8 protein-coding genes are annotated in these 12,860 nt (G+C 35.1%); all 8 read left to right on the top strand.

Translation table 11 applies throughout. From position 1 onward, the window contains the following. Positions 1-8: 8 nt before the first annotated feature. The 8 genes from R1T42_RS07325 to R1T42_RS07290 all read left to right on the top strand — a co-directional run bounded on the left by R1T42_RS07325 (position 9) and on the right by R1T42_RS07290 (position 12,859). On the top strand, positions 9-1,004 hold the full coding sequence (locus R1T42_RS07325; RefSeq protein ID WP_317289861.1) for a sugar kinase: 996 nt from the start codon (positions 9-11) through the stop codon (positions 1,002-1,004). Beyond that, positions 1,004-1,660 (top strand): bifunctional 4-hydroxy-2-oxoglutarate aldolase/2-dehydro-3-deoxy-phosphogluconate aldolase, encoded by a 657-nt coding sequence (gene eda, locus R1T42_RS07320; protein ID WP_317289860.1) that lies wholly within the window; start codon positions 1,004-1,006, stop codon positions 1,658-1,660. Before R1T42_RS07325 ends, eda begins: the two co-directional genes overlap by 1 nt. 143 nt (positions 1,661-1,803) lie before the next feature. Next, a complete protein-coding gene (locus tag R1T42_RS07315; RefSeq protein WP_317289859.1) occupies positions 1,804-2,523 on the top strand; it encodes a FadR/GntR family transcriptional regulator in 720 nt (239 codons plus the stop codon). 178 nt (positions 2,524-2,701) lie between these two features. Further along, positions 2,702-5,854 carry a SusC/RagA family TonB-linked outer membrane protein gene (locus tag R1T42_RS07310; protein ID WP_317289858.1) on the top strand — a complete coding sequence of 1,051 codons (3,153 nt, stop codon included), beginning with the start codon at positions 2,702-2,704 and terminating at the stop codon, positions 5,852-5,854. Between the two features lie 11 nt (positions 5,855-5,865). Beyond that, the gene (locus R1T42_RS07305) at positions 5,866-7,353 is read left to right on the top strand and encodes a RagB/SusD family nutrient uptake outer membrane protein (RefSeq protein WP_317289857.1); all 1,488 of its coding nucleotides are present in this window, start codon (positions 5,866-5,868) and stop codon (positions 7,351-7,353) included. Then, positions 7,353-9,752, top strand: a complete 2,400-nt coding sequence (locus R1T42_RS07300; RefSeq protein WP_317289856.1) for a polysaccharide lyase 6 family protein — start codon at positions 7,353-7,355, stop codon at positions 9,750-9,752. Before R1T42_RS07305 ends, R1T42_RS07300 begins: the two co-directional genes overlap by 1 nt. Positions 9,753-9,763: 11 nt before the next feature. Beyond that, entirely contained in the window at positions 9,764-11,200 is a 1,437-nt protein-coding gene (locus R1T42_RS07295; RefSeq protein WP_152556724.1) for an IPT/TIG domain-containing protein, read from the top strand. 129 nt (positions 11,201-11,329) lie between these two features. Further along, the gene (locus R1T42_RS07290; protein WP_317289855.1) at positions 11,330-12,859 is read left to right on the top strand and encodes a lamin tail domain-containing protein; all 1,530 of its coding nucleotides are present in this window, start codon (positions 11,330-11,332) and stop codon (positions 12,857-12,859) included. The last annotated feature ends 1 nt before the right edge of the window (position 12,860 follow it).

Below are 12,860 nucleotides of genomic sequence, written 5' to 3'. Positions count from 1 at the left end.
ATATTATTATGAAGCAAAAGGTAGTTACTATAGGAGAAGTCTTGATGAGACTTACCGTTCCAGATTATAAAAGATTATTTCAAACAGTTAATTTTGATGTCACTTTTGGTGGTTCAGAGGCAAATGTTGGAGTTTCTTTAGCCCATTTTGGTTTGAATAGTACACATATAACGGCCTTACCAGATCATAATTTAGGAGAACGTGTAGAGCGTTTTTTAAAACTTAATGGCGTGAGCGGTGAAGGCATCGTGCGCAAAGAAGGCCGTCTAGGTGTATACTATCTAGAAACAGGAGCGATGCAGCGTCCATCGCGTATTGTCTATGATCGATTTGATAGCACCTTTGTACATCTTAAAGAAGATGAGGTTAATTGGGAAGTCGTTTTTAAAGACGCATCATGGTTTCATTATAGCGGTATCACACCAGCAATTTCTCAAAATGCTGCAGACATTACACTTAGAGCATTAAAAGAGGCTAAGAAAAGAGGTGTTACTACAAGTGGAGATATTAACTATAGGCGTAATTTATGGCAATATGGTAAACAACCACTAGATATCATGCCAGGATTAGTAGAGTTAACAGATGTGGTAATAGGTGGAAGAGTGGATCTAGAAAACTGTCTAGGTATACAAGATGAAGACTGGCAAGCTAACTGTGATAAGGTGCTCAAAAAATATCCTCATATTAAAGCTTTCTCAAAAACCGTACGTAATGCTATGACTGCATCTCGTAATGAGCTATCTGGATTGTTATATACAGATGGTAAGTTATACACGTCTAAGAATTATGACATGAAAAACATCGTGGATCGCATAGGTGGTGGAGATGCTTTTATGGCAGGATTAATCTATGGTTTTTTAAATTTAGATCCACAAGAAACGGTAGAATTTGGTGTAGCGGCATCTGTTTTAAAACACAGTACAATAGGAGATGTCAATTTAAGTAGTAAAGAAGAAGTAGAAGAACTAGTAAAAGGCAATAACGTTGGTAGATTATTAAGATAATGGATATTACTCAATTTATACAATTAACAAAATCGCACAAAATTGTACCGGTTTTCTTTCATCAAGACGCAGCCGTAGTTATAAATACAATTGAAGCCTCATATAAAGGTGGCGTTCGCATATTTGAATTTGTCAATCGCGGTCTTAATGGTCTTGAAACTTTCAAGACCATAATACCTTATTTTAATAAATATGAAGATTTGGTTGTAGGTGTAGGTACTATTTATGACTCAAAAACAGCTGCTCAATTTGTCGAGGCTGGTGCTCAATTTATCGTTTCACCAGGTTTAGTACCTGAGTTAGCCAACTATTGTGTTCAAAATAATATAGCTTATATACCTGGAATTGCTACGATCACAGAGGCTACAACCGCAATGCATTTAGGTTGTGAGATGATTAAAATATTCCCTGCAAATGTTATAGGTTCCGCTTTCGCGAAAGCGGTTAAATCAGTCCTTCCTCAACTAGCTATTATGCCTACAGGTGGAATTAACCCTACAGAAAATGGTTTAAGTGAATGGTTCAATGCTGGAGTTAATTGTGTGGGAATGGGAAGTCAGTTATTTGATAAACTCAAAATCAATAATGGTGATTTTAAAGGATTGGAACTAGATATAGAGAAAGCAGTGGAAACAGCATTAAAGCTTCAATCTTAACCACTTTATTAACAAATTAGCATTTTAAGTTGTTAAAATTGATCATTATGAAAATTTAACAATCATATTATTTGGAAATATCTATGATATCACTTTAATTTGGGCAACCAGATTGGTGAACCAATTCGTTTAAGGATAGTTTTATGATAGAACATGGTCTCAAATTAGTAATTCCAGAGCAGGAATACGAAATCGATGTAGCTCCTGAAAGCGATGTGGTTAGTGAAATACGTGCACTGATAAAAAAGCATAATTTAGGTGCTGGTGATAAATTACCATCTGAGAGAAAATTATCAGAAAAACTAGGTGTAAGTCGTAACCAGATTAGAGCTGGAATTCAAAAATTAGAATTTTATGGAATTATAGAAACACTTCCACAAAGTGGTTCTATGATCACAGGGATAGGAGTTCCTTCCATGAATACAATGATGACAGATGTTCTAGATTTAGAAACTCCAGATTTTAGTGCACTAGTTGAGACTCGAGTTATTATAGAATCTCAAGCAGTTCAACTAGCAGCTGCTAGGTGTTCTGATGAATCATTAAGAGAATTAGAAAAGGTTCATCAAAACTTTGTCGACTGTATTACAAATGGATTACCGTCATTAATCGAAGATATGAAGTTTCACTTAGCTATAGTAAAAGCAAGTGAAAACACAGTTTTATATGGTTTAATGAAAATCATTGTGCCAGATATTATAGGACACTTTAATAAAGAAGATATCTGTGACCGTACGCAAGCTATTAAACTAGTAAGCGAGCACACCGATATCGTAGAAGCTATTAAAAACAAAAAAAGTGATGATGCTCTTGAAGCTTTAAATATTCACTTTGCTGCATTGCGCAAATACACAAAAAAGTAATAAAAAAATAGCACGAGCTGCCACTCGTGCTATTTACATAAAGTAATAATAATTAATAAAAGAGTAGAACTCTTTCACTTTGTAAAAATAGATAGTCTTAGGGGATTTAGCTCTTAAGTATCTGTCAAATTTGACACTATTTGCATGGGTGAGGATTTCTGTGAAACAAAATGTTTTTATGAGAAAAATTCTTTTCATCATCTGTCTATTTATTTTACCAGCTATTTCTATAGCTCAAGACTTAAAAGAGGTTACTGGGACAGTGACTTCAGGTGCAGACTTAGAACCTATTCTGGGTGCTACCATTCAAATTTTGAATACCAATAGAGCATCTGTTACAGACTTGGACGGTAAGTTTACCATTCAGGCAAAACCAGATGATGTTCTAGTTGTAAGTTCTTTAGGTTTTAAAACAGTTAATGTTCTTGTAGGTGATAAGAACTTTTTTGAAGTCATTATGCAAGAAGATCAAGAGACGTTAGATCAAGTAATTGTTGTGGCTTATGGAAAATCTTCAAAGAGTAACTTAACAAATTCTGTTGCTCAACTTAAAAATGAAAACTTAGATGATCTCTCATACTCTGGTGTTGCAGATGCCTTAAAAGGTAAGCTTGCAGGTGTTCAAATAACAAATACATCTGGTCAAGTAGGTGAGGCACCACAAATTAGTATACGTGGGCTTTCTTCAATTACAGCTAGTAGTAGTCCTTTAATAGTGGTAGATGGTTTCCCGATTGAAGATGCGTTAGAGTTTATTAACCCTAGTTCTATTAAATCTATAGAGGTTCTTAAAGACGCTAGTTCTGCTGCTCTATATGGGTCTCGTGGAGCTAATGGAGTTATTCTAGTAACTACAAAGGATGGTGATGGTGAACCTAGCTTTAGCTTTAAAGCGTTTACAGGTGTAAAATCTGTATTGCGTTTACCGGATTTATTAAATACCACTGAATTTACAGACTTTACACGTAATGAACGTCAACTGGCAGAAAATGCAAATGCGATTAACGAGAATCGTGATCCAGCGGTAATAGGTTATTCTAACTTAGAAATAGCTAGACGTATATTAGCTCAAAATACAAGTGCCAGTGGAAATGGTACGGACTGGTTAGAAGAGGCAAAAAGAGAAGATGTTACTATACAGAATTATCAATTTGATGTCGGTGGTGGTAGTAGACTTACCAAATATTATTTCTCAGGTCAGTTTGTACAGGATGAAGGATTAGTAAAAGATAATGAGTATCGAGCTTTAAATCTTCAAGCTAGATTCAATACTAAATTGAGTGATAAAGTAAAGCTAGGTTTGAATTTTAGACCTTCTTATTCAAGACAACGTCGTAGCGCTCAACAGTTTTCTGATTTTGCACGTAATTATGGATTCTTTGCTCCACGTCATAATCAATTTTCTAGTGATTTAACTGGAGAGCCAGTTGGTAGCTACGCACATGCTAGACATTTTAGAAATATTGATTTCAGTTATATTGATGAAAATGGTGATCAACAAGACTTTACTCAATCTAGTATTTGGGGAACTAATAATAATAATCCACTCGCACGTTTAGAAAATGAGAAAAGAGTGCGATACGAGTATCGATTTGTAGCAGATGGTAAGTTAGACTGGAAAGTAGCAAAAAACTTAAATTACAAAGGTAGAATAGGAGCCTACTTAAGAATGAGAAATGATGAGGAGTTTAGAAACTCAATCGCTAGAAGAGATGGTCAGTCTTTCTCTGAAGATGTGAACTCTATTCGTAATAGAGTTATCACAGAACATACTTTGGATTATAATTATTCTAGAGGGAAACATGATTTTAATGCTTTAGTGGGTGGGACTTACGAATATACTTTCTTAAAAACATCCTCTATTTTAGGTTCTAATTTCCCAACCGATTATATATCTACTATTAATGCTGCAACAATCATAGATGCAGATAATACCTTTACTCTTAAGGAAGAGATAGGACTATTGTCTGGACTAGCGCGTGTTAACTATGGATATGATAATAAGTATCTTTTATCATTCGCGGCAAGGGTAGACGGTAGTTCGCTTTTTGGCCCAAATAATAAATACGGATTTTTTCCATCAGCAAGTGCTGGATGGAACGTTCACAACGAGAAATTCTTTAATGAAAACATCTCATTTTTAAATCAGCTTAAGCTTAGAGCTAGTTATGGTGTTGTAGGTAACAACAATATTGATAATTATTCTTTTACAAATCTTTTATTTCCTACTAATTATTCATTAGGTGAAGGGCCAGGATCTATCATATCTGGTCTTGCAGAAAACGGTGACGTTTTAGCAAATAGAAGTATCAGTTGGGAACAAACAGATTCCTATGATCTAGGTATAGATGCATCAATACTAGATAAAAGAATCTCATTTACCGCAGATTATTATTATGCGTTAACTCAAGACTTATTACTTAACCAAAATGTGTCTTATGCTACAGGACACGACAGCTTTATTAATAATGTAGGTAAGATTCAGAATCAAGGATTTGAGTTTGTGGTAAGTACAAACTTTGACTTTGGTGAATTGAATTGGGTAGCATCTGCTAACATAAGCACAAATCAAAATAAATTGATTTCTCTAGGAGGTGAAGAGCAATTTATTAATAATGGAGAAAGAGAAGATCAATATATTTCTCGAGTTGGAGAAGAAGCGATACAATTTTATGGATATCGTTCTATAGGTGTATGGCAAAGTCAAGCAGAGATTGATGATCCATTAAATGCGAGCTCTGCAGAAGATGCGCCAGGAGGCATAAGAGTAGCAGATATTAATGGTGATGGTGTGATTACTACTGCAGATAGAACTACGTTAGGAAGTCCTTTTCCAGACTTTACTTGGGGAATAAGTAATACATTCAAATATAAAGGTTTTGACCTTTACTTCTTATGGCAAGGTAGCCATGGTGCTGAGGTGTACTATGGAGATGGTTTTTATTTAGAAACAAGGACTCTTCAAAGCGACTTTTTACAAAATAGATGGGTGCATGAAGATATTCCTGCTTCTTTACCTACTGGTAGAAATGGTCGTGAATGGACCGCAACAGATTACTTAATCCAGGATGCTAGTTATATAGCATTAAGGGAAGCTGTTTTTGGTTACACTTTTAATGATAAGGTAACAGAAACTTTAGGTTTAGATTCAGTAAGAATCTTTGCATCAGCTCAAAATTTACTTTACTTCTTTGCAGATGATTACTATGGAAATAATCCAGAAGCATTACGTACTTCTAGTCAATACGCATCTCCATTAGTTTCAGGTTACCAAAGAGGTGCTGACCCATTAACAAGACAATTTGCAGCAGGAATCGATATTACTTTCTAAAAAAAACAATGATGAAGAATTATATAATTAAAATAACAGCAGTACTAGCCATTATTGTAGGTTTTCAATCTTGTGATGATCCTATTGATTTACAGCCCATATCAGATATAGGTGCAGATGGTTTTTATTCCAATTCTAATGAAGTAAACCTAGGAGTGATAGGAATCTACAACTCTTTACATCTTAAACAATTAGATGAATGGATAGTTACAGAATTACGTAGTGATAATACGCAGCTTAGCTTTGATAACTCAGTAAATGCAAATGTCCCTTATAGACAGTTAGATCGTTTTGTTTCTAATCCTTTGAATGAATTTACAGCTAGTTATTGGAGAGCTAGTTATAAGACTATAGGTCTAAGCAACCATGTTCTAGAGAATCTAGCGGTTGTTGATGATATAGACCTGGCAGCCCAATATGAAGGAGAAGCACGTTTCTTAAGAGCACATTCTTTGTTCAATTTAGTAAGGTTATATGGTGGTGTATTTGTAATTACAGAAACCATTGATGCATCAGATGCGAGAAATTTAGAACGTAAGAGTATAGAAGAAGCATATGAAGTGATTATTGAAGATTTAGAATTTGCTTACAACAACCTGCCAGAAGCATATGGAAGTAGTGAAGTAGGCCGAGCTACAAAATGGGCTGCCGGTGCTGAACTAGGTAAAGCACTTCTAACTGAAGGATCTGCAACTAGCGTTGCAAGAGCAGAAACTGTATTGAGAGATGTTGCTACCTTAAGTGGTAAAATGTTACTGGATAATTATGAAGATGTATTTGATTTTAATAATGAATACAATGATGAAATTTTATTTGCTGTACGTTATCAATCTGGATTACTAGGCTTAGGTTCACCTTTTGCAAATCTATTTTCACCCTTACAAAGTGAAAATGCTGTCATCTTTGGTGGTGGTGATGAGTTAAATGTACCTACTGAAGGTATGGAAGCCTTATATGCGGCAAACGATCCTAGGGCAAGAACAAATTTTGCCGTTTCATGGGTAGATAACAGTGGTAATACAAACGTAGAAAGATTTGTAAGCAAGTATAACAGTACGTTTTCTAATGTTGATGATGCACCTAATGATTGGGTGATTTCTAGATATGCAGATGTTATTTTATTATTAGCTGAAGCTATTAACGAAAACAACGGTGGTCCTAATACTGAGGCTATAGGCTATGTCGATGATGTGAAATTAAGAGCGGGACAACCAGTACTTACTTCTAGTCAGACGAGTACTTATTTTGACTTTAAACTAGCATTAGAAGAAGAAAGACGTAAAGAATTTGCTTTTGAAAATCACAGATGGTTTGATCTTTTGCGTACAGATCGTGCAGTTACTGTTATGAACAATCACTTTGTAACAGATTTTCAGTATAATGACCCTAATGAGACTGCATTTAACACGCAGCCTATACAGCAGTTTCAAACACTGTTACCTATACCTCAATATGAGATAGATTTGAATCCGTCAGTAGCACAAAATGTAGGTTATTAATGAAAATTAAAGTCAACATAGTCATTTGGTTTGTATTGTGCTTTGCTTTCGCGAAAGCGCAGACTATACCAGTAAATGATGCTAGTCAACTATCTGAAGCAATTAAAAAAGCTCAGCCAGGCGATACAATCGTTATGGTAAATAAGGAATGGAAAGATGTTGATATTAAGTTTAAAGCAATAGGGACTTCAGAAAGACCTATTGTATTAAAATCTCAAACAGCTGGAAGTGTAAAACTTACAGGAACTTCAACATTAAGAATAGGTGGTGATTATCTAGAAGTACATGGATTATGGTTTGAAAATGGTAACGTAGGTAAAAATAATGTTGTACGTTTTGAGGCAGATAGAGATACCCCAGCAACTAATTCTAGATTAACTAACTGTGCTATTATTAATGTAAATCCAGATTCTAGAGAAATTACCAATTATTACATTGCTTTACATGGTAAAAATAATAGAGTAGATCATTGTAGTCTTTTAGGTAAACTTAATAAAGGACCAGCCATAGCGGTACGATTAAAGAATAGCATTGATAACAATCATAGAATCGATCATAATTATTTTGGAGAACGATTACCACTAGGTTTTAATGGTGGAGAAACAATTAGAATAGGTACCTCTACCTATTCAAAGCAATCTTCTAGAACGATTGTGGAAAACAATTTTTTTGAAAGATGTAGTGGTGAGATCGAAATAATCTCTATCAAATCTGCTCATAATGTCGTGCGAAATAATTTGATTCTTGAAAGTGAAGGTACAATTACCTTAAGACATGGTGATTATAATATTATAGAAGGTAATGTCATTATAGGTAATAATTTACCTAAAACGGGTGGTATACGCATGATTAATAAGGGAAATATTGTGCGCAATAATATTATTATTGGAACTACAGGAAAAGATTTACGTGCTCCTATTTGTGTCATGAATGGAATTCCAAATTCTAAATTGAATGAATATGATCCTGTGGTAGATGGTATTATTCAAAACAATACAATCATTAATTGTTCTCCCGTCACATTAAGTATAGGCTCTAGAAGTAATGCTACCATCGCACCCGTAAATACTAAATTTGAAAATAACTTGATTTACAATTCAAATCGTGGTTTAGCCATTTTTGCTGGAGATGATATTAGTGGGATTACTTTAGGTGGAAACAAAGTAAGCTCAACATTAATTGAAGATTTTGATGGTGTAGATGTGGTTGACTTTAAGTTAGAAGCTGCAAATGGAATTTATATTCCTTCTGCAGACAGTGATGCGTTACTGACTGCTGTGAAAACTAATCCCAAGGTGAGAGTAGATGCGACAGGTGCATTAAGATCTCAACTTAGAGCTGGCGCCATTGTACCAGGTAATTTTAAGCCAGCTATCGCATTAACCTCACAAGCAGGTGTTAGCTTTATTAAAATAGATGAACTACGAAACTTATCAAAAGATATTGCTGTTACAGTTGTAGATGTCGCTCCAGGCGAGAAAACTCTTGAAAAAGCAATAAAGAATATGTCTGGGCCTACCATACTTAAATTGACAGCTGGAGATTACTTTATTACTAAAGCAATTAAAGTTTCTCAAGACCTTTCAATCGTGGGGCATGGAAATGATAAAACTTTTTTAAAAATTAGTAAAGAGGCAGATAAGACGCCTCAATATATTTTTAGATTGAATGGTGCTAAAGAGGTAAAGATTAAAGGAATTCATATTGACGGATACGCTTCGTCTGAAACGGTTAAATATGGTATTACTTCTTCTAATAGCCCTTCAAGTGACTTATACAATCTTTATTTAGATGATGTCACTTTTGTAAATTTTAAAAACTCCGCTGGCGGTGCCATTTTTAAAGCATATGCAGGTACAAAGGCAGATACCATTTCAATTAAGAATTCAACGTTTAAAGATTCTTATCGAGGACTTAATCTTTCGTATGAAAAAGATGAAACTGGTAAATATAATGCAGAGCATATCATAATTCAGAATAGTCTATTCGTAGACATTGAGCAATTTGCAGTGAATTATACGAGATCAGGTATAGAAGCTAGAACTAGCGGTGGTAATCTTTTAATTGATCACTGTGTTTTTTATAGAGTAGATGATTCAGAGAAAGGTAGAATTATTAAGGTAAATGGAATAAAGAATGTCCACATCAAAAATTCAGTTCTAGATAACTCAAGAGAGACCAATAGTATCGTTCAACTTAAGGGAAATCATCATATCATAGAAAATTGTGTGGTTTATAATAGTGGAAAGGTAAAATTAAGTGATAGTGCTCAAGAAATAAATTTAGAGCGTTTTAATCCCAAATGGGAAAACACAGAAAACTTTAAAGTTAGAGATGGATCAGGTCTTATAAATGCAGGTACTGATCAAAAGAATATAGGATTAATTAATAACGATTAAAAAGTTCAATAATGAAAAATTTGTATAAAATATTGACAGTTTTATCTGTTATGGCTGTAGTACTCATAGCCTGTGATGCAGATGTAGAAATAGATCAAACTGTTGCAGAAATTAAAGCTGAACAGCCTACCATAACTGGTTTTTCTCCAGGCACTGCGGCGGTAAATGCTTTAGTGGATATCGATGGTACATTTTTAAACTTTGCTACAGAGGCTTACATAGGTGATGTAGAAGCAACAATTACCTCACGAATTACAGGTCAACGTTTACAAATTCAGGTTCCTAATAATGCAGTATCCGGAGTTATAAAAGTGGTGACTGAGCAAGGTAAAGAAGCAGTAAGTGCTCAATCTCTTACGGTAACTTATCCTGTGCCTACAGTAACTACCGCATTACCAGCAACTGCAGATGTTAATTCTATTATTAATATTATAGGGACAGATCTTGTAGGTGTTACAGGTATAACTTTTGGCGGAACAGCAGGAACTATTGAATTTCAAGAAGAACAGGCCTTAGTCGTAAGAGTCCCAAATAACGTTGGATTTGTAGATGTTGTTTTAACTTACCTTACAGCCTCAGGAGAAGCGTCTTTAGTTGCTGCAACTAATTTTGAAGTAATTTTACCACAGCCTACCATCGGTGGTTTTCCAGCGGTATTGACTCGTGATAATGAAGTTATTGTTACTGGACAAGATATGAACTTAATAACTGACGGTGATGTAGAAGGAACACCGATCACTATCAATAGTCAATCACCTACAGAAATTAGATTTGATGTGCCAGCTTCAGTGGTAACTGGCTATGTAGATGTTAACCTTAATTTTCAAGGTGGAGGAACAATAACTGAATCGGGCTTACCATATATTAATGGACAGTTTGAGCAGTTATATGAATTTGATTCTGATCCTAGTTCAGTATTTGTTATCGATTTTAGTAAAGATCCAAATGCAGTAGCTTCTATTAATGGTAATGTATCTCCACCACCATTTCCAGGTAATGATTATTATGCATTACAGATGAATACATCTACTAGCTCAACCGTTGCTAGAGCAAAAGTTCATCAAACCTCCACAAGCCCTACCGTAAATAACATTTTAGACTCTGGTAATTATGGTGATAATCCTGTTTTACATTTCTGGATGAACACTGAAAATACAGATATGGCTTTTAAAATCTATATGGGTGGTACGAGCTCTTCTAATAGAAGAAGCCTACAGGGATCAAATGCAAACACTGGTGGGAATTGGAAATTACACGCTGTAAGGCTTAATGGTTTTATTCCGGGACAAACAAGTGTTAATAATGTTCTAGAATTAAGAATTACACCAGGAAGTAGTAGTGCTACAGTACCTGCATATTTCAATTTTGACTGGTTTATAGTTACAGATCGTGTGCTAACTGAATTTGGTGCAGTAGACGTGACAGATGATTTTAATCCAGCAGGATAAAAATATTGAAAACATAATATGATTCAATCTTTACAATTTGAAGATTGAATCATATCATCATCAGAAGTGATTATAATCATATTAAAATCATTTCTAATAATAATCAACTTAACCGTATAAATAACAATTATGAAAACAAAATTACCTTTAATAGCAATGTTTCTAGGAATGGTTGCTTTTGCTCAAAATCCAGGAGACCTTATCGTTTCTGAGATTATGATAGACCCTAATGGTACAGAAAGAGAACAAGAATGGTTTGAAGTTTATAATACAACTAGTACCGCTATAGATATGAATGGGTGGATTATTAATGACGAATCTAGTAGTGGACGTGCTCACGTAATCACGTCTGCAGTGCCAGTTATGGTTCCAGCAAATGGATATGCTGTACTTGTAGCAAATGATGATCCTTTATTAAACGGCGGAATAACAAACTCTATTTATGAGTACGGTTATGATAGTCCTATAGGTGGTCCTGCCACTCCAGGAGCAGGAACTAACTTTCCTACTTGGAATAATGAAAGTACTTATGCAAATGGTTCTACTAACGATGATGGTATCCGTTTAGAAACAGCAACAGGAACTGTAATTGATCAAATTCTTTATGGGTTCGGTTATGCCGGATTGAATGCATGGCCAGCGATGGGAGCAGCTAGTGATGTTTCTTATCAACTAGATGCTGCCACATTAGATAGTGCATCAAACGATGTTGCCACAAATTGGTTGCCTAGTACTGCAATTTACGGAACAGACATGATGGTAGGTACACCAGGAACTGCAAATAGTAATTCTGGTGGTACACCAGCATTAGGAGCAGGAGATATAGTGATAACTGAATTAATGATAGATCCTAACGGTTCTGAAGATGAAAGAGAATATTTTGAAGTTTACAATACAACTGCAGCAGCCATTGATTTAATGGGATGGACAATTGTTGATGCTTCTTCAAGTGGTAGAGCACATGAGATTACAACTAGCACTGTAGTTCTAGCAAATAGTTATGCAATTCTTGCTGCTAGTGGTGATGCTACACTTAATGGAGGAATTCCAGCCGTTGCTTATGAATATGGATTTGATTCTCCTCCTGGTGGTACAGCAACACCTGGAGTAGGTTCTAACTTCCCTAGATTCAATAATGAATCTTCTTTTGATGATGGTGCACCTAATGATAATGAAATTGATGGTATTGCTTTATTAAGTGCTAGTGGTACTGAAATTGACCGTGTAGAATATGACTATGGTTATGGTACAGCACCTATTGGATTTCCTATGATGATGTTTTCTGGTGGTGGTAGTATTGAGTCTAATACTTTTGATGTAAATGCAAATGATCTTGCAGCCGCATGGACCGCAGCTACAGCAACTTTTGGTACAGCTAGTCAATTAGGTACACCTGGAACACAAAACACACTTTCAGTTTCTAGTAATGAGCTTGGTACGGTTAAATTATATCCTAATCCAGCAACTAATTTCTTATCGATAGAGTTAGAAGACGAAAACTGGACCTCACTAACGATTTATAGCTTAACAGGCCAACAATTGATATCCGTTAAAGAATATACATCTAGAGTAGATGTAAGTAATCTTAATACTGGTACATATTTTGTAAAAGTTAATGCAAATCAAGGTTCTGAAACAATCCAGTTCCTAGTGAAGTAAT

The organism is Nonlabens ulvanivorans, assembly GCF_032922765.1.
Classification (GTDB): Bacteria; Bacteroidota; Bacteroidia; order Flavobacteriales; family Flavobacteriaceae; genus Nonlabens; species Nonlabens ulvanivorans.
Note: the sequence above shows the minus strand (reverse complement) of the source record. Positions and strands in the feature narration are given on the sequence as shown.

Coding starts and splice junctions, on each gene's coding strand:
- R1T42_RS07290 (WP_317289855.1), top strand. CDS start 11,330: ATGAAAACAAAATTACCTTTAATAGCAATGTTTCTAGGAATGGTTGCT.
- R1T42_RS07310 (WP_317289858.1), top strand. CDS start 2,702: ATGAGAAAAATTCTTTTCATCATCTGTCTATTTATTTTACCAGCTATT.
- R1T42_RS07305 (WP_317289857.1), top strand. CDS start 5,866: ATGAAGAATTATATAATTAAAATAACAGCAGTACTAGCCATTATTGTA.
- eda (WP_317289860.1), top strand. CDS start 1,004: ATGGATATTACTCAATTTATACAATTAACAAAATCGCACAAAATTGTA.
- R1T42_RS07295 (WP_152556724.1), top strand. CDS start 9,764: ATGAAAAATTTGTATAAAATATTGACAGTTTTATCTGTTATGGCTGTA.
- R1T42_RS07300 (WP_317289856.1), top strand. CDS start 7,353: ATGAAAATTAAAGTCAACATAGTCATTTGGTTTGTATTGTGCTTTGCT.
- R1T42_RS07315 (WP_317289859.1), top strand. CDS start 1,804: ATGATAGAACATGGTCTCAAATTAGTAATTCCAGAGCAGGAATACGAA.
- R1T42_RS07325 (WP_317289861.1), top strand. CDS start 9: ATGAAGCAAAAGGTAGTTACTATAGGAGAAGTCTTGATGAGACTTACC.